Annotated in this window: 18 protein-coding genes; 14 read left to right on the plus strand and 4 right to left on the minus strand. The window is 62.7% G+C overall.

Translation table 11 applies throughout. From position 1 onward, the window contains the following. Window positions 1-145: 145 nt before the first annotated feature. The gene (locus A0W34_RS22720) at window positions 146-778 is read left to right on the plus strand and encodes an alpha-ketoglutarate-dependent dioxygenase AlkB (protein ID WP_054188888.1); all 633 of its coding nucleotides are present in this window, start codon (window positions 146-148) and stop codon (window positions 776-778) included. Here A0W34_RS22720 and A0W34_RS22725 read toward each other — a convergent pair. Next, a complete protein-coding gene (locus A0W34_RS22725) occupies window positions 771-2309 on the minus strand; it encodes an AMP-binding protein (RefSeq protein ID WP_058037803.1) in 1539 nt (512 codons plus the stop codon). The genes A0W34_RS22720 and A0W34_RS22725 overlap by 8 nt on opposite strands. Beyond that, a complete protein-coding gene (locus A0W34_RS22730) occupies window positions 2306-3133 on the minus strand; it encodes a crotonase/enoyl-CoA hydratase family protein (protein ID WP_003939849.1) in 828 nt (275 codons plus the stop codon). Before A0W34_RS22730 ends, A0W34_RS22725 begins: the two co-directional genes overlap by 4 nt. 105 nt (window positions 3134-3238) lie before the next feature. Here A0W34_RS22730 and A0W34_RS22735 point away from each other — a divergent pair, with 105 nt between their 5' ends. After that, entirely contained in the window at window positions 3239-4012 is a 774-nt protein-coding gene (locus A0W34_RS22735; RefSeq protein WP_081558323.1) for a hypothetical protein, read from the plus strand. Between the two features lie 22 nt (window positions 4013-4034). On the opposite strand, the gene A0W34_RS22740 is transcribed toward A0W34_RS22735, so the two are convergent. After that, window positions 4035-4727 carry an SDR family NAD(P)-dependent oxidoreductase gene (locus A0W34_RS22740; RefSeq protein WP_064444223.1) on the minus strand — a complete coding sequence of 231 codons (693 nt, stop codon included), beginning with the start codon at window positions 4725-4727 and terminating at the stop codon, window positions 4035-4037. Window positions 4728-4861: 134 nt separating this feature from the next. Between A0W34_RS22740 and A0W34_RS22745 the strand changes: the two genes are divergently transcribed. The 8 genes from A0W34_RS22745 to A0W34_RS22780 all read left to right on the plus strand — a co-directional run bounded on the left by A0W34_RS22745 (window position 4862) and on the right by A0W34_RS22780 (window position 14676). Further along, window positions 4862-5779: a LysR family transcriptional regulator gene (locus A0W34_RS22745; RefSeq protein ID WP_020970528.1), complete on the plus strand. Its 918-nt coding sequence runs from the start codon at window positions 4862-4864 to the stop codon at window positions 5777-5779. Between the two features lie 139 nt (window positions 5780-5918). Beyond that, a complete protein-coding gene (locus A0W34_RS22750; protein ID WP_081558324.1) occupies window positions 5919-7295 on the plus strand; it encodes an MFS transporter in 1377 nt (458 codons plus the stop codon). A gap of 63 nt (window positions 7296-7358) precedes the next feature. Next, the gene (locus tag A0W34_RS22755) at window positions 7359-8240 is read left to right on the plus strand and encodes a shikimate dehydrogenase (protein WP_081558858.1); all 882 of its coding nucleotides are present in this window, start codon (window positions 7359-7361) and stop codon (window positions 8238-8240) included. Window positions 8241-8284: 44 nt separating this feature from the next. Further along, window positions 8285-10237, plus strand: a complete 1953-nt coding sequence (locus A0W34_RS22760; protein WP_193595009.1) for an oxidoreductase — start codon at window positions 8285-8287, stop codon at window positions 10235-10237. Continuing rightward, window positions 10234-11058, plus strand: coding sequence for an aldo/keto reductase (locus tag A0W34_RS22765; protein ID WP_042921744.1), 825 nt, complete (start codon window positions 10234-10236; stop codon window positions 11056-11058). Before A0W34_RS22760 ends, A0W34_RS22765 begins: the two co-directional genes overlap by 4 nt. Beyond that, window positions 11058-12152, plus strand: coding sequence for a Gfo/Idh/MocA family protein (locus tag A0W34_RS22770; protein ID WP_081558326.1), 1095 nt, complete (start codon window positions 11058-11060; stop codon window positions 12150-12152). The genes A0W34_RS22765 and A0W34_RS22770 overlap by 1 nt, the downstream gene beginning before the upstream one ends. Further along, complete coding sequence (locus tag A0W34_RS22775; protein WP_081558327.1) at window positions 12149-13876, plus strand: FAD-dependent oxidoreductase; 1728 nt, start codon at window positions 12149-12151, stop codon at window positions 13874-13876. Before A0W34_RS22770 ends, A0W34_RS22775 begins: the two co-directional genes overlap by 4 nt. Continuing rightward, window positions 13873-14676, plus strand: a complete 804-nt coding sequence (locus tag A0W34_RS22780; protein WP_054825533.1) for a sugar phosphate isomerase/epimerase family protein — start codon at window positions 13873-13875, stop codon at window positions 14674-14676. Before A0W34_RS22775 ends, A0W34_RS22780 begins: the two co-directional genes overlap by 4 nt. A 54-nt stretch (window positions 14677-14730) precedes the next feature. Here the strand turns inward: A0W34_RS22780 and A0W34_RS22785 are convergent, their stop codons facing one another. Then, window positions 14731-15819 (minus strand): 3-deoxy-7-phosphoheptulonate synthase, encoded by a 1089-nt coding sequence (locus A0W34_RS22785; RefSeq protein ID WP_003940571.1) that lies wholly within the window; start codon window positions 15817-15819, stop codon window positions 14731-14733. A gap of 373 nt (window positions 15820-16192) precedes the next feature. On the opposite strand from A0W34_RS22785, the gene A0W34_RS22790 reads away from it, so the two are divergent. The 4 genes from A0W34_RS22790 (at window position 16193) to A0W34_RS22800 (ending at window position 18195) form a co-directional block, all read left to right on the plus strand. Beyond that, window positions 16193-16972: an ABC transporter substrate-binding protein gene (locus A0W34_RS22790; protein WP_232329906.1), complete on the plus strand. Its 780-nt coding sequence runs from the start codon at window positions 16193-16195 to the stop codon at window positions 16970-16972. Continuing rightward, window positions 16969-17241: a hypothetical protein gene (locus A0W34_RS33460; RefSeq protein ID WP_232329907.1), complete on the plus strand. Its 273-nt coding sequence runs from the start codon at window positions 16969-16971 to the stop codon at window positions 17239-17241. The genes A0W34_RS22790 and A0W34_RS33460 overlap by 4 nt, the downstream gene beginning before the upstream one ends. A 166-nt stretch (window positions 17242-17407) precedes the next feature. Continuing rightward, complete coding sequence (locus A0W34_RS22795) at window positions 17408-17698, plus strand: CD225/dispanin family protein (RefSeq protein ID WP_003940575.1); 291 nt, start codon at window positions 17408-17410, stop codon at window positions 17696-17698. A 50-nt stretch (window positions 17699-17748) separates the two neighbouring features. Continuing rightward, window positions 17749-18195, plus strand: a complete 447-nt coding sequence (locus A0W34_RS22800; protein WP_051649551.1) for a DUF2752 domain-containing protein — start codon at window positions 17749-17751, stop codon at window positions 18193-18195. The last annotated feature ends 1 nt before the right edge of the window (window position 18196 follow it).

The following is an 18196-nucleotide window of genomic DNA, read 5'->3' on the forward strand; positions in this document are numbered from 1 at the left end:
CGTCCCCTTCTTCGGCGAAATAGCGTGAGAACAGTATTCAAAGGTTCACGCCGACGGACATCACCCAGCAAGGATGAACAGCCGTCCAGCACTGCAATCAAAATTCATGGGAACATATGTTCGATTTCGGTGTACGGTGGAGCCTATGCCCGCCACGATGCAACCGTCTCTGTTCGACAACGGTGACCTCGGCGTTTCTTTGGCCGATCTCGACGGCACGGTGCAGCGACGTATTCTCACCGCCGGCGCATGGGTCGACCATCGCCCGGCCTGGCTGACCGGATCGGAGGCCGTGTTCGACAATCTGGAAGCTACGGTGCCGTGGCGTTCCGAACGGCGTCAGATGTACGACCGCGTTGTCGACGTCCCTCGTCTGGTGTGTTTCTACGCAGAGAATCAACCACTGCCGGACGCACTTCTCACCGAAGCCAAAGACGCGCTGAGCAGTCACTACTTCGACGAACTCGGTGAACCATTCGCCACGTCGGGTCTCTGTTTCTATCGCGACGGTTCCGACAGCGTTGCCTGGCACGGGGACGATACGGGACGAAGTCGCACCGAGGACACGATGGTGGCCATCCTGTCTCTCGGTGCGGCTCGCCCGCTCCTATTGCGCCCTCGTGGGGGCGGCGAATCCATCCGCTTCAATCTCGGACACGGAGATCTACTCGTCATGGGCGGATCCTGCCAACGCACGTGGGAACACTGTGTCCCGAAGAGTGCGCGGGCCCTCGGGCCGAGAATCAGCGTTCAATTCCGCACTCGCGGAGTTAGATAGCGTCGCGGAGTTCGTCTCGCAGCGCCTTCCGATTGAGCTTGCCGACGGCCGTCTTCGGTATGGATTCTGCAAAAACAACCCGACGCGGCTTCTTGTACGACGCCAGTCGCTCGCCGACGTGCGCGACCAATGATGCTTGCAGTACGTCGTTTTCGACGGTCCCGTCCTCGAGTACCACCACAGCCGTGACCGCCTCCACCCACTTGGCGTCGGCGGTACCCACCACGGCGACCTCACGGACGGACGGATGCGTCAGGAGTGCATCCTCGACTTCACGGGGGTAGACGTTGTATCCGCCGCTGATGATCATGTCCGAAGCTCGGTCCTTCAAGAACAAGAATCCTTCGGCGTCGAACTGACCGATGTCACGGGTGTGAACCCAGCCGTCTTCGGTGAAGGTGTCCGCATTCAGTTCCGGTGCATTGAAGTATCCGGCGATCGCCGATGGCGAGCGGATCACGATTTCACCCGGTTCTCCCTGGGGCACTTCGTTTCCCTCGCCGTCGAGCAGCCTGATCTCGACGTCGATGGCCGGCTGACCACAGGACAGCAGGCGATCTTCCGTGTGATCTTCGGGCCGTAAGACTGCAATACACAGCGGTGCCTCGGTCTGCCCGTAGTACTGGAGAAAACGGTGTTGCCCCCACGCCTGCATCGCCCGTTCGATGGTGGCCAGCGGCATCGGCGACGCACCGTAGATCACGGATTTCAGACTCGAGATGTCTGCGCTCGCAAAATCAGGGCGTTCGAGGAGCATCTGAATCATCGTCGGCACCAGATTGATTGCCGTAGCCCGATGCTCGGTTATCGAGTCCAAGAAGGTCGACGGGTCGAAACCGGGGAGGATGACGGTCTTACCGCCACGGAGCCAGAATGGAAGCACGAAGACACCGCTGGCGTGAATCAGTGATGCTGCGTGCAACATCGTGTCGTCCTGAGTCGCCGGAAGCAGATTGAGCAGAACATTGCGGCAGATTCCGGCGTAGCTGCGCTGAGTGTGCTGCGCGGCCTTCAGCGTTCCCGTGGTCCCGGAAGTGAACAGCGTCAGGATCACGTCGTCGGGATCTACCTCGACGTCCGGAGTGGCCGAAGACATGCCCTGTGCTCGATCCAACAGCGAAAGCTGCCCCTCCGCACCTGTTTCCAGCCCGACGAACGTCCGATCCGGGAACCTGGCGGACAGTTCAGCAGCTCGGCCGGCAAGGTCAGTACCGAAAACGACGTGCGAGGTGTCGGTGTCCTCGAGCATTCGTGCGTGCTCGTCGAGCGAGAGTCGCGAGTTGAGCGGAACCCTGTTGATGCCAGCTTTGACACACGCAAAATCGACAGGCACGCTGGCAAGAGAGTTGTTGACCAGCAATGCAACCCGTGCGCCACGCCCGATACCGAGCGCGATGAATGTATGCGCCAATCGGCTGCTGAGTTCGTCCACTTCCGTGAACGTCATCGATCGATCGCCGAAAACGACGGCTGTTCGCGGTCCGTGCTGTCGCGCACCACGGGCGATCAGATCTCGGGTTACGGGCATCATGGTTCAGTTTCCTCGTTCGAATTCGGGTTGTTCTCGAATCGGCCGTGCCGGCCGGCGCCCGCGGCGAACGCAGCAGCGCCGCGCACACCTTCGGCGATGACAATGGGATTTCCTGCGACACCCTCGGCGCGCAGTGCTTCGGCAAGTGGTAGATCAAAAGATCGGTAGGCCGATGCGCGATCCGCGAGCATGCAGAGTTGTGGGAAAGCGGACAACTGGTGCGCAAGCTCCTTGGCTACCTGGAGTGACTGCCCCACTGGAACAACACGATTGGCCAGTCCGAAGGCCAACGCCTCCGAAGCGTCGACCGGGCGACCGGTCAAGATCATGTCGAGCGCTCGCCCCTGCCCGACGATTCGCGGCAGTCGCACGGTCCCGCCGTCGATGAGAGGAACTCCCCAGCGCCGGCAGAAGACTCCGAACACGGAATCCTCCTCGCAGATCCTCAGGTCCGCGAGCAATGAAAGCTCGAGCCCTCCGGCCACTGCGTATCCACTGACGGCGGCGATCAACGGTTTGGACAACACCAACCGACTCGGCCCCATCGGGCCGGTGCCGCCGCCTTCCGGATGCAACTCGTGCACGCGCGCGGGGTCGGAGACTGCGGTCAAATCCGCACCGGCACAAAATGTGCCGCCCGCACCCCACAGAATTGCCACCTTCTGACTCTCGTCCGACTCGAATTCCAGGAAGGCATCACGCAACTGCGCCGCCATCGGCCCGTCCACCGCATTCTTGCGATCAGGGCGATTCATCACGATGACAGTGACGCCACCGTCACGCTCCACATAGACATCGCCACCTGGTCGATCGGAGTCGGTCACGATATTTCCTCACTGCTCGCGGATAAGGTTTCCCGGTACCCACCATGCCACTTGTAACAGAATTTGTCAGGAGTTGTTCAAAAGTTGTTACAAACTGATCGAGGAATGTCCGCAACCCGAGTTGTGCTGGACCTCGCAACAGCGGGCCCGGACACCGAGTTCAGCACCGCTGTGCTGACCCGGGCCGGCGAGATCGTCGGCGTCAGCGCATCAAGCATTCGCGTGGCAGCGGGCCGACTGTGCCGCGAGAACAAACTGCGTCGTACCGCTCGTGGAACGTACGTCCTCAACCCGGACGGCATCCCCACCTACAGCGAGGTCGAGGGGTGGCGAACTCGTACCGATCGCATACGCCCCTGGGACGGCACCTGGATCGCCGTCGAGCACTCGGGGCTCAAACGAAGCGACCGCACTGCCGCCCGCCGGCACGATCAAGCGCTGCGACTGGCGGGTTACGAGGAGTGGAAGCCCACACTCGCAGTCCGTCCGAACAATCTCCTCGGCGGCACGGACAGCGCCCGCCGCACTCTCCGCCGACTCGGCGCCGCCCCCGAATCGGCCGTCATGGAAATCGCTCACCTTGCCCCCGAGGATGATTCGACAATCCGCACACTCTGGAACTCGGAAGCACTGTTGGCCGACATCGCCGAGGCCCGTGAAGCACTCACACAGGCGCAAACACGCCTGGCGACAATCAGTCGCGAGGAGGCGGCCCGCGAATCACTTGCTCTGGGCAGCGCGGTGATCGCGGTCATCGTGCGCAATCCGCTCCTTCCGGAAGAACTCGAACCGACACAGCCACTGCGCGAACTGATCTCGCACATGCTCGAGTACCAGGACGCATCTCGCGAACTGTGGCAGTCACTGCTCCGGTTCTGATCGATTTCTCCCAGAAGGTAATTCAGTATGTTGCACGGCCGCCGCTGGCGTCGTACACGGCGCCGGTCGAGTAACTTACCGCCGACGACGACAGCCAGGAGATCAGTTCGGCAATCTCGTCGGCCCTCCCCATTCGCGCCATCGGCGTCAAAGACTGCGAACGGGCGAGGATGGCCGGATCGGTGCCGGCATTCATAGGACTTTCCACGGCCGCCGGAGCTATCGCGTTGACCAGCACACCGGTGGTGGCGACCTCTTTGCCGAGTGATTTCGTCAGCGCGACGACGGCCGCTTTGGACGCGGAATATGCACTCTGATTCGGGTTTCCGTCCTTGGCCGCAATACTTGCGAGGTTGACGACCCTCCCCCACCCCGACGCAACCATCCCCGGCACGAACGCCCGGCACATCAGGAATGTCCCTTCGACGTTGATGCGGAACGTACGCTGCCAAGCCGCGAGGTCGACGTCGACGAGTGGCGCTGATGGTCCTACGATTCCCGCACTGTTGATCAAGATGTCGACTCTGCGGAGCCTGGTTCGAAGCGCATCGACTGCTGTCGGATCACTCACGTCGAGTTGTTCGTCCGCGCCTTCGGCAAGATCTGCCGTTACCACCCGAACTCCCCTCTCCGTCAACAGCTTTGCACTGGCGGCGCCGATTCCGCTCGCACCGCCGGTAACGAGCGCTGTGACACCCTCTGGGTAACCCTGCATCGCATTCACTCCTGAGTTTCTGTGCGCTACGCACTCAATTTATGTTGCAAACAGGCATAATTGCCGTCACACTGTGTAGAAATTCTGAATATATGGCGTTTGTTGTCAACGTCAAATACCTGGAGGCCTTGCCGATGGAAACCCGCTGGTTGCACGCGTTTGTCGCGGTTGCGGAAGAACTTCACTTCGGGCGGGCCGCATCACGGCTCCAGATGGCCCAGTCGCCGCTCAGCCAGATGATCCGAAAGCTCGAAAAGGACATCGGCGTCAAGTTGTTCGAACGAAGCACTCGCAGCGTCGCACTCACATCCGGCGGACATGCCTTTCTCCCCCACGCCTATCGCGTCATCGAGAACATGGAGACGGCACGACACGCTACGCGCGCGTCGTCGGGAGGCGTCTACGGACGAGTCACAATCGGGTTCACCGGAGTGCTCAACTATCAAGCACTTCCGCCACTGACACGCGCGTTGCGTCAGCGTTATCCGGAAGTCGAACTGACACTCCTCGGCCGGATCATGACGCGCGACGCGGTCATCCAACTCGAGAGCGGCGCCCTCGATCTCGCCTTCGTCGGACTACCCGTGGAATCCGCATCACTGTCTACCCGACTGATCCGACGGGAGGCATTCGGCGCTGTGCTTCCGATCGACCATCCCCTCGCAGAGAGAGACGCGATCGACCTCCGCGAATTGGCCGACGACGGATTCGTGACCACCCCGCTCTCGGCCGGCTCGGCCCTCCAGGAAACCGCGATGCGCGCCTGCATGAACGCAGACTTCAGGCCTCGCGTGGTTCAGGAGATCACCGATCCGTACATGATCCTGATGCTCGTTGCCGCCGGCGTCGGTGTAGCGCTGATGACGTCCGGTATGGCTGCTATCACCCCACCTGGCAGTGTGTTCGTCCCACTCACCGGCGAGCCGACGTTCATGAATCACGGAATTGCCTGGTCACCGCGGCACATGACCGATGCGCTCGCCGTCGCATTGGAGACATCCGAGGAAATTCTGCCGACGCCGGAGATTGAGACCAAAAACGTCATTATCTGAGACTCATTTAGTGTTGGACGCGCCATAGTCCTTCGTGGCACTGTCGTCTCAGCCGCCGAAAGGTGAGGGACGTCACCGATGCGTGGTGCATCTCCAAACGTGCCGCCACGGCCGGCCCATCGGGACGAAAGGACTTCACATGGCACCTCCGATCACCTCCACCGGATCCACGAACGCGACCGAGGAACATCCGAATGCGAACGCGCGCCGCGCCGCCGTTTCGGGCTTCCTCGGCAGCACCCTCGAGTACTACGACTTCTTCATCTACGGCTCCGCGGCCGCGCTGGTGTTCCCCAAGATCTTCTTCCCCGGCGGCGGATCAACGGCAACCCTGCTCTCGATCAGCACCTTAGGTGTCGCCTACGTCGCCCGCCCGCTCGGCGCGGTGCTGTGGGGTCACCTCGGCGATCGGTACGGACGCAAGAACGCGCTTCTCGCCTGCCTGCTCCTCATGGGTGTTGCGACGGTCATCGTCGGTTGCCTGCCGACCTACGACCAGATCGGCATCGCCGCGCCGATCATTCTCGTCTTGCTTCGCCTACTTCAAGGGCTCTCTGCCGGCGGTGAATCACCCGGCTCTTCCGCACTGACGCTCGAACACGCGCCGGATCACCGTCGTTCGTTCTTCACCTCGTTCACCATGAGCGGGATCATGTTCGGCATCGTCGTCTCCAGCCTGGTATTCATCCCAGTGGCGAGCCTGCCCGACGAAGACCTCTACTCGTGGGGTTGGCGAGTTCCCTTCTGGCTCAGCATCATCGTGACCGTCGTTGCCCTGTGGCTACGTCGCGCCCTGGATGAGCCGGAGGTATTCGAGGAACTCAAGGAACAGGACGAGACGGCCGGAATTCCCGTCGTCGAGATGTTCCGCTCGCACTGGCGCACCGTGATCCGTATCAGCATGAGCTCGACCTTCGCGATGATCAACACCATCGTCAACGTCTTCGCTCTGGCGTACGCCGTCGAATCCGGCTTCGAGCGCTCCACGATGCTGTGGGCAATCGCGACCGCCAATTTTGTTGCCGTACTGACTCAGCCGCTGTTCGGCATCCTCTCGGATCGCTACGGACGCAAGCCCATCTTCGTCGTCGGCGCGATCGGAGCCGGCCTGATGATCTTCGTCTTCTTCCATTCGATCGGAACCCAAAGCGTCCCCATGGTCTTCGCTTCGGGAATCGTCATGATCGGCATCTTCTACGCCATGCCCAACGGCACGTACCCGGCGTACTTCCCGGAGCAGTTCCCCGCGAAGGTCCGATACACCGGAATGGCCGTCAGCCTCATGCTCGGACTCCTTGTTGCCGGCTTCACACCGGCTATCGCTCAGGCGATTTCAGCCGGAGACAAGAGCAACTGGACACCGGTTGCCTGGATGTGCCTGGGCTTCGCCGTCGTCTCCGCCATCGCGGCAATGACCGGACCGGAAACGTACCGCACGCCCACAGCTGATCTGGGCCAACCGAAGCCGAGCCTGCCGATCAAGCAGGACTCAGAGCTCACCAGCAACAACGCTTGACCGGACCGGCCCCTCGCGCTGAATTGCCGCGAGGGGCCGTCCCCACTTATGCAGGAGAATGTCATGACTACCGAATTCACACGTCACCGAATCGGCCTTGTCGGAGCCGGGATCTCGACTTCCCTCTCGCCCGCGTTGCACGCACACGAAGCAGCAGCACTGGGACTCGACGATTACAGCTACGAACTGGTAGACCTCGAGAACCTGAACATCTCGGTCGAGAAAACCGGTGAGGTGGTGCGTGGCGCCGTCGCGGGCGATTTCACCGGACTGAACATCACCCATCCGTGCAAGCAGGTTGTCGTGGACGCGCTCGACGAGCTGTCCGACAACGCGCGGTTGCTCGGTGCCGTCAACACGGTTGTGGTCGACAACGGCCGTTTGATCGGCCACAACACAGACCACAGCGGATTCCTCACCGCACTGCGACGCGGTTTGCCCGACGCCGCCTTGGACCGAGTGGTGCTTGCCGGGGCAGGAGGGGCGGGTTCCGCTGTGGCATACGCACTCGCCGCCGCCGGCACCACGGATCTTCGCATCGCAGATATTGATCCCGCTCGCGCTGCCGATGTGTGTTCTCGCGTCGCCTCGGCCTTCGCTGGCACGCGCACAACGGCTTTGGCGATCGATGAGATCGCCGTCAACCTGACTACGTGCGACGGCGTCGTCAACGCATCTCCGATCGGCATGGTGGGTCACCCCGGAACTCCCTTCGACCCTGCGGCGTTGCATTCCGGATTGTGGGTCGCTGACATCGTTTATCGACCGATGCGCACCGAATTGCTCGACGCTGCAGCTGCTCTCGGATGCGCAGTTCTCGACGGTGGGCAGATGCTGGTGGCTCAAGCCTCTGACACCTTCACACTCCTGACTGGTGTCGAAGCCGATACGGATCGCATGCGCAGCCATCTGAGCGAGCTGCTCTCCGAGACGGCATGCGCATGAGCACAACCGAACACCTACTTTCTCGCGAAGTACCAGGAGCACTGATGAATGTGACTGCGCCTTTCGCCGAACCTCTCGACATGGGCAGCGTCCGCCTCCGGAACCGGTTCGTGTCGGCCCCGATGGAACGCAACTACTGCGAAGTCGACGGCACCATGACGGACGAGTACATCGCGTACCTCGCTCGCCGCGCCGAAGGTGGTGCTGCACTGATCTTCACCGAAGCGAGCTACGTGCGTGCCGACGGCAAGGGTCGCATCCGGCAGATGGGCGTCGACGTCGACGAACGGATTCCGGGCATCAAGAAGATGGTCGACGCTATTCACGCGCATGGAGCGCTCGTCGGAGTCGAACTCAACCATGGTGGTCGCACGGCGCAAGGTTCTGTCAGCGGGTTTGTTCCCGTTGCCCCGACACCGATTCCGTGTTTGGTTGTCGGCGGCGAGATGCCAGAACAACTCGACGGCGACGACATCGAGCACATCATCGAGTGTTTCGGTGAAGCCGCAGCGCGCTGCCAGCAGGCCGGCGTCGACGTCATCTCCCTGCACGGTGGCCACGGGTATCTGATCCACCAGTTCCTCTCCCCTGCTTACAATCACCGCGACGACGAGTGGGCCGACCCCACCTTGTTCGTCAACAAGGTCATCGCCTCCGTCCACGAGCACGCACCGGGAATCACTCTGGGACTCCGATTCTCAGCCTTCGAAGGCATCGACGGCGGACTCGACGCCGAGATGACTCGCGCTCGCATCGGCGCCATCGACACCGACCGACTCGATTTCCTCGACGTCTCGGCCGGCAACTACGAAGCGGGACAGTGGATCATCCAGCCCGGTGAATGGTCGCGCGGTCTCCTCGCGCCGTACTCCGAGCAGTACCAGCGCGACTTCGACATCCCGGTGGGAGTGGCCGGACGCATCACGTCGCCGGAGATCGCTGCGCGGATCATCGAATCCGGGCAGGCGAACTTCGTCAGCATGGCTCGTACGCTGCACGCAGATCCGGACTTCCCGAATCGCGCCATCGACGGTGGCCGGTACCGCCCTTGCATTGCCTGCAACTACTGCATCGACAGCCTGGCCGCCGGCCCCATTCCCTGCTCCGTCAACCCGTGGGTCGGCCGCGAATTGGATCAGCCTACAAAGCCGGCTGATGCCACCGTGCGGGTCGCCGTCATCGGTGCCGGGCCGTCGGGAATGGCCGCTGCCCGCGACCTCGCACTTGCCGGTCACCGCGTCGACCTGTACGACGAGCGACCCAGCCTCGGTGGCGACTTCGCTCTGGCATCGAAGCTTCACGAGTATCCCGAATATGGACGGATCGTGGACTGGTACGCCGCGGAACTGGCTGAACTCGGGGTCCACTGCCACACCTCGACCCGGGTAGATGCTGCTTTGCTCTCCGGTGTCGATTTCGACGCCATAGTTCTTGCCGCCGGCGGCGTCGGCCCCGTGGTCGATCTCCCCGGAGCAGCAACCCGTACCGTTCGCGACGTCCGCGAATTCCTCGTCTCCGGCGATCCAGCTCCTGCCGCTGTCACCATCTTCGGCGCCGACCGTGAGGCTGCGGCCGTCGCCGACGATCTCCTTCAGAAGGGCACCCAGGTCGTGATGATCGGCCCGCAGGAAACCATCGCGCACGACGTCGGACGCCGCGGAAAGATCGTGCTGCTGCCGCGCCTGGCCGCAAGTGAGAACCTCACGACCTACCTCAGCTCGATCGTCACCACAGTCGCCGCTGACCGCGTCACGATTTCGACGGCCGGTGTGCTGAGCGAGGTCGATGCTCCGGGCGAACTGCTGATCTCGCAAGGCGTCGAGCCGCGTTCGGAACTTCTTGCCGAACTCCGTTCACTGGCACCACGACTCGGAGTACATACCGTCGGCGACGCGAGCGGTGACGGCGGGTCCATCCATGCCGCACTCGTGACCGCAGCCGACGTTGCCGTCGCGATCACCGCCGCCGCTGCGGCACGTCAGGAGGTTCACGCATGACCACACAGGCAGCCACACCCGTGGCAACTGCATTGCCGCCCATTGGACTCGGAACCTGGCCCCTGGTCGGTGCCGACGCCACGAACTCGGTTCTCTCCGGCATCGAGGCCGGGTACCGCCTCATCGACACCGCCGCGATCTACGGCAACGAGGGCGCAGTCGGTGTGGCGCTGGCGGAATCAGGTGTGCCGCGAGAAGAACTGTTCGTCACCACCAAACTTCGTGGCAACGACCAGGTTTCCGGCGACATTCGGGGCGCCCTCGAGCAGAGTCTGGAACTACTGGGACTCGACCAGCTGGATCTGTTCCTGATCCACTGGCCACTCCCGCGAATCGATCGCTATGTCGCGTCGTTCGAGTCGATGCTGGCCTGCCGCGACGCCGGACTGGTTCGGTACGTGGGTGTGTCGAACTTCCTGGAGCTCCACCTGCGCCGCGTCGTCGCCGAAACCGGCGAGGCACCGGCAGTCAACCAGATTCAGATGGACCCGTCGCTCGCTCGGATCCCGGTTCGCCGCGCAAACGACGAACTTGGCATCTTCACTCAGTCGTGGAGTCCGCTCGGCCGGGGTGACGTGCTCGACAACGCCGTTGTGAGCGAGATCGCCGGTCGAATCGGTTGCACACCAGCTCAAGTGGTCCTCGCTTGGCACGTCGCGCAGGGTGTGGTTCCGGTCGCGCGATCAGCGAACCCGACGCGTCAGGCCGAGAACCTGGCAGCACTCGACGTCACCCTCACCAGCGAGGACATCGAAGCACTGAACAGTCTCGACCGCGGCGAGTCTGCCGCGCGGGACGTCGAAGCAGAGGAACATTTCTGATGACGTTGAAAGTCGGAATCGTCGGCTGCGGCAAGATCGCCGGCAACCATGCCCGCGCGCTGCAACAAGTCCCCGGTGTCGAGGTGATCGGCTGCTGCGATCCCGATCTCGGACGCGCCCAGGAGTTCGCGGCAGCGCACGGCATTCCCGCAGCCGTGAGTTCAGTGGAGCAACTTCTCGCCCTCGGACTCGACGCCTGCACCGTTTGCACGCCGCACCCGGTACATGAAGAGGTAGTCGTGGCCGCTGCCGAAGCGGGTGTACATGTTTTGTGCGAGAAGCCCATCGCAGTCGATGTTGCTGCCGCCGACCGCATGATCGAGGCCGCCGACCGCGCCGGTATCACGTTCGGGGTGCTCTTCCAACGCCGATTCTGGCCGGCAGCACGTCGGATCCGCGACGCCATCGACGACGGGCGGATCGGACTACCCATGCTCGGTGAGGCGTCGGTGATCCTGCACCGCCCGTCTAGTTACTACTCGACCGATGCGTGGCGCGGACGCTGGGACACCGACGGCGGTGGCGTGCTCATGACACAGGCCGTGCACCAGATCGACATGCTGGCCTGGTTCATGGGCGAGGCCGTCTCGGTCAGCGGCTTCATCCGCACCCACACTCACGGTGAGCACATCGAGACCGAAGACAGCGCGTCAGCTGTGATCTCCTTTGCCTCGGGCGGCACCGCCACCGTCACCGCGACTACCGGTGCCAATCACAATCTGGGTAACCGCGTGACGGTGATCGGGCGCACCGGCGCCATTGCCAGCGTCCTCGAATTTCCTGAAGGGCACGAGGGTGTCAACGAAATCTGGACCGTGCCGGGCGAAGTCGAGTTCCAGTCGCCGTACTCCGCCGACATCGACGCCAATCTCGATGTGGGAGCGGTCAATGCGGCACTGACCGACTTCCACACCCTGCAGGTTCAGGACTTCGCCGACGCGGTCCTGACCGGGCGCGAACCCGCCGTCACCGGTCGAGACGCGCGCGCGTCACTTGCCATCATCGCCGCAATCTACGAATCGTCACGAACAGGCAAGGTTGTCGAGCTGACATCGACACCGACCCTCGCAACAACTGCCAAGGAGCAGAAATGAGTAGCAGTACCCCCCTCACCTACGACGTGGTTGTCGTGGGCTCCGGCGCAGGCGGGCTTTCCACAGCAATTGCCGCAGCACATGGCGGCGCGTCGGTACTCGTCGTCGAGAAGGCCGACACCTGCGGCGGCGCAACGGCCTGGTCGGGCGGGTGGATGTGGACCCCACGCAACATGTTTGCCATCGCCGACGGGGTTGTCGAGGATCGCTCGGCACCGCGGACATATCTGGAAAACCGACTCGGCGGCAACTTCGACGCCGCCAAAGTTGATGCACTCCTCGACGGCGCCCCGGAGATGGTCGAGTTCTTCGAACGCAAGACTGCTCTGAAGTTCGTGCCCGGAGCCAAGATCGCCGATATTCACGGTGACACACCGGGCGCCGGCACGGGTCACCGTTCCGTCGGACCGAAACCGGTGAGTCTGCGAAAGCTCGGACCAGATGTCGCGGCGCTACTGCGTCGGCAGCTGTACGAAACGTCGTTCCTCGGTATGGGCATCATGGCCGGCCCCGACCTGCAGGCTTTCCTGCACTCGACTCGATCGCCGAAAGCATTTGTGCACTGTGGTGTTCGGGTGACTAAGCACATGTTCGATCTCGCCACCAAGCGTCGTGGCCAGCAACTCGTCAACGGCACTGCGCTTGTCGGTATGATGCTGCGCTCGGCACTCGATCTGGGCGTCGAGATTCGGGTGAAAACGTCGGCAACATCGCTGCAGACTGACGATGACGGTCGCGTTGTCGGTGTCCGCCTCGAAGGTCCGGATGGCGCGTACTCGGTAACTGCCACGCGCGGCGTCGTACTGGCCACCGGCGGCTTCGCCCAGGACATCGACCGCCGACGTGAACTGTTCCCCCGTACCCCCACCGGAAACGAGCACTGGTCACTCACTCCGAAGACAACCACCGGCGACGGCATCACCCTCGGCGAATCCGTGGGCGGCCGACTCGACCGCACCCTCGCCTCCCCCGTCGCGTACTGCCCCGTCTCCATCGTTCGCTACCGCAACGGCAAGGAAGGTGTGTTCCCGCACATCCTCGATCGCGGAAAGCCCGGTGTCATCGGAGTTCTCGCGAACGGCAAGCGGTTTGTCAACGAAGCACTCGGCTATCACGACTACACACTCGCGATGGTCGAGCAGGTTCCCGAGGGCGAAGAGGTGTGCTCGTGGTTGATTGCCGATCAACAGTATGTGCGATACCTCCCGCTGGGCATGGCGAAGCCCTTGCCGATCCCGATCCAGCCGTACCTGCGCTCGGGGTACCTCACGCGTGGGCGCACTCTTCGGGACTTGGCCGAGAAGATCGGCGTCGACCCCGTGCAGTTGGAGAAAACCGTCGCAGCTTTCAATATCGGGGCCGTGGCCGGTGAAGACCCCGAGTTCAGTCGCGGTACAACACCGTTCAACCGAGGTTCCGGAGATGCTTCCAATCCGTGGCCGAACCCGTCGCTCGCGCCCTTGCAGAAGGGTCCGTACTACGCGGTGAAAGTCGTGCCAGGGAGTTTCGGCACCTTCGCCGGACTGGTCACGGACTCGTCGTCGCAGGTTCTCGATGACAACGACCGCCCCATCGAGGGGTTGCTCGCCGTCGGCGTCGATCAGGCGAGCGTGATGGGCGGGCACTACCCGTCCGGGGGCATCAACCTCGGACCGGCCATGACATTCGGTTACCTGGCCGGCCGGGAACTGGCCGGAGCCAAGACAGTTGGAGCGCACGCATGACACTCTCACTCGGACTGGCAGCCCTCACAGTGCTCGACACCGCACCGATGCAGCACGTCGCCTTGGCTGAAAAGCACGGCTTCGACACCATCGGTATCCGTCTGATGCCCGCGGCACCAGGTACGACGGCCTACCCTCTGCACGAGGACAAGCAGTCGTTGGACGAACTGGTGCGTCGACTGGGCGATTCACCGGTCGAGGTATTCGACCTCGAAATCATCCGTCTTGCAGCCGACTTCGACCCCACCGACTACGTTCCGCTGCTCGAAGCCGGAGCACAGCTCGGAGCCAAAGCCGTTCTGGTGGGCGGCGACGACCGCGACCGCGCTCGGCTCACGGACTCCTATGCCCGCCTCGCTGAACTGTGCGCGAACTACGGCATCGTCGCTTCGCTCGAATTCATGCCGTGGACTGCGGTGCCCGATGCACGTGCGGCCATCGAGATCGTCTCGGCGGCAGACGGTCCGGCTCGTAGTGTCCTGGTCGACGCATTGCACACCGACCGCTCGGCGACAACGCTCGAGGATCTTGCGTCCATCCCTCGCGAGTGGTTGCACTACGCCCAGATGTGCGACGGTTCGACCCCCGCTCCCACTGGGGACGCAGAGCTGATCCGTCAGGCCCGCGAGGAGCGTCTGGTGCCCGGCACCGGCGGCATAGCCCTGGCCGACATCTGGTCGACTTTGCCTGCCGGACTGCCGGTCAGCATCGAACTGCCCAACGAGCCACTGCGCCGCGCCGTCGGCACCGACGCCTGGCTGGAGCGCCTGGTCGAGGCCACGCGAGAAGTGTTGGCCTAGCGGCCCTGTGCGCCTTTTTGGTAGTTGGCGCTACCAGAAAGGCGCACGGGGGCGTCAGCCCCTCCGAGCCGCAACGGCCTGCGCCAGACGGTCCAACTGCGCTGCGGTGGTGGACCAGTCGATGCACGCGTCGGTGATCGACTGACCGTAGGTGAGCTCGTCCGCCTTACCCAAGGTCAGGTCCTGACGGCCGGCCTCGATGAAACTCTCCAACATGACGCCCGCGATTCCCTGCTCGCCCTCGGTCAGACGTCGGGCAATGTCGTCGAGCACGATGACCTGACGCTCATGGTCCTTGCTGCTGTTACCGTGGCTCGCGTCGATGACCACGCGCTCGGGCAGGTTCGACTTACGCAGGCGGGCAAGGGTGTCCGCGACTGTCTCGGCATCGTAGTTCGGTCCGTCGCTACCACCACGAAGAATGACATGGCAGTCGGGGTTGCCCGCGGTACGGATCAAGGCAGCCTGGCCGTCGAGGTCCGTTCCGGGGAACACGTGGCTCGCTGCCGCGGCGCGGGTGCCGTCGACGGCTACCTGTACGTCGCCTTCGGTGGAGTTCTTGATACCGACGGGCATGGACAGCGCGCTGCACAGCTGACGGTGAACCTGACTGGCGGCGGTCCGGGCGCCGATCGCACCGTAGCTGACCAGGTCTGCAATGTACTGAGGCATGATCGGATCAAGGAACTCGCAGCCGACAGGCAGGCCCAGGCTCGACACGTCGAGAAGCAACTTGCGGCCGATACCGAGCCCGGTGTTGATGTCGAACGTGCCGTCGAGGTGGGGGTCGTTGAGCAGGCCCTTCCACCCGAGTGTGGTGCGCGGCTTTTCGAAGTAGACGCGCATGACGATGTGCAGATCGTCCCGCAGTTCTTCGGCCTTGGCGGCCAACCGGCGGGCGTAGTCCATCGCCGCTTCCGGATCGTGCACAGAGCACGGACCGACTACGACGATCAAACGATCGTCGTCACCGTTGAGGATGTTGATGGTGTCGGCCCGACCGGTGCGCACAGTGGCGGCCGCGACCTCGTCCGGAGCGTGCTGAGCACGAACGGTCGCCGGTGACACGAGCGGACTGATACTCACAGTGCGCTGATCGTCGAGGCTGTCCGAAGCTGCGGTGGTGTCGATGGTGACAGTCATGGGGTTTTCGGTTTCCTGTTCTCAGGCCGACCCCAGAGATGAAGAGAAACTCCAGCGAGCCGGTCTGTAGTCCGGCTCTTGGGTGGAGGTTGTCAGCGCGTGGTTACGCCGGCAGGCCCACCCGGGGCCGGCCTGCTAAACCAGAAATAGACGCGCTGCATGTCGGCCACGATACCTCGAGTTCGGATCAGATGGGCGCGCCCCTCCACAACGAGCCGAATCCGAGGGGAGAGTCCCGTGGCACGAGCCCGTGACGAATGGCCAAATCCGCTGAGCGATTGGCGCTTTCGAGCAAGGCTGCGGCTACGGAATTCGAATACGTTGGTCAGGCACCTGCCAATGCCCGGAACATCAGATGGAGCTGCGCCTTCTCATGCCTGTGATCGAATCGACCGAAACCTTCCACCCGACGGTGTCCCCTTTTGCGACCGATACCCCCTTGCAGTCGACAAGAGATGTGGACGGCGAGTTCACCCGTCTGATCGATTCCTTGACACGACGCGGATTCCTGGCCGGTGCGGCGGCGCTCGGTGCACTAGGCGCACTCTCTGCATGTTCGAGCGAATCCAGCGGCACCGAAGCCTCCGACGAGTGGGTCGACATCGTCGTCGCGGACCAGGCCTACCGCCTCCCGCGGGACCCCAAGCGCGTCGTGGTACTCGAAGCTCGAGGCGCCCTCGATTTTGCACTACTTGCCGAGTACCCGATCGTCGCGACCAATTGGGATCCGAAGTCTCAACTCATGCGCCAGGTACCCGCCGGCGCGGCTCGCCTCGGTGGGACGAACAACGAACCGAATGCCGAATCGATACTGAGCCACGACCCCGATCTTTTGGTCGTCGGGAAAGGCTGGTGGGATTACTACCAGGACAAGGGCCTGCTCGGCACTGACATCGCACCGGTGCTCGTCGTCGACGAGGGCACGACGGGCTCGTCGTGGAAGCAGGCCATGACCGCGCAGCTCACGGCTCTCGATCGCCGCGAAGTCGCCGAACGCGTCATCGCCGATACAACGCCGAACTTGCGCAAGCGCGGGCCAAGATCGGTGGTCTCCTCGAAGGCAAGTCGATTGCGATCGCCGGCGCAGACAGCGGTCAGATCTGGCTGCAGAACAACACGTTCGCCGTCTCGGTTGCGCAGGACCTCGGCTTGAACGTCTTGACCGACGCTGCCCATGCCGCACCTGATCGGAAGGATTCGACTTTCTACAGCCTCGAGGAGCTTGCGATCTTCGACCAGGCCGACTTCGTCTTGCTACAGAACCCCGACGCTGTGGAAGCCGAGTCGCCCACGTGGAAACGAGTCCGCGCTGTCCAGGACGGCCATGTCGGGCATCTGCGATACGACCTCAACAACGGCCTCGCTCTGACTGCGATGGCCCTGGCCGCTGACATCGCCGAGCAGGTACAGGTCATGCGCTGACGTCTTCGGGATCGCCTTCCGAATCAGAAATCAACCGGATTCTCTGTCATACGAACAGTCGATACTGACTCACTCGGAAACGGATTATGTTGTCACCTGCCCGTGCTCTTCGCACGTCAGAGGGTGTTTCTCCGAACGCCCTGTTTCTCCGAACGCTAGGTGACCAATGACGCAGAACCCGTACTACGGCCAGCAACAACCGGTCGGCCCTCCGCCGGACAACAATCTGGTCTGGGCGATTCTCGTGACAGTGTTCTGCTGCCTCCCGCTCGGCATCGTCTCGATCGTCAAATCAAGCCAGGTCAACACTTTGTGGGCGCAAGGTCAGTTCGACGCTGCGCGAAAATCAGCTGACGATGCCAAGAAGTTCGCCTTGTGGTCAGTCGGCGCAGGTGTTGCCGTCGCTGTTCTGTACTTCCTTTTTGTCGTCGTCCTTGCCGGATCGAGTTCCCTGTGACCGCCGACGCCGACCGGCGACACTGATCGACGGCCAAACACCGAACTGCAATGACACCGAATTGTGGTGACACCGAGAACGATGACATATCACGACTCGCCGCACTGAAGGCGCCAGCGGCAGTTGCGTTCACGGCAATTGCGCTGTGCGCCTTCATCTCCTGGAGTGACCCCACCACACCTGGTGGGGTCATTCCCGTTTGTCCGACCAAAGCGCTGTTCAACGTCAATTGTCCCGGTTGCGGTAGCACTCGGATGGTGTACAGCCTCATCCACGGCGATTTCGGTGCAGCGATGCGTTTCAATGCCTTTGGCCTCGTGATGCTGCTTGCACTGGCGTTCACGTACGTCTCGTGGACGACCGCCCGCACCCGTGGAAGACCCGTCGTGCTCTGGCATCAGTTGCGCTGGTCACCGGCTGTGATCTTGACACTCGTGTTGATCTGGACGACGGTCCGCATAGCCCCGATCCCGATATTTGCCAGTCTCCGCGTCTAGG

This window comes from Rhodococcus sp. BH4 (assembly GCF_002079265.1).
Lineage (GTDB): Bacteria > Actinomycetota > Actinomycetes > Mycobacteriales > Mycobacteriaceae > Rhodococcus_F > Rhodococcus_F qingshengii.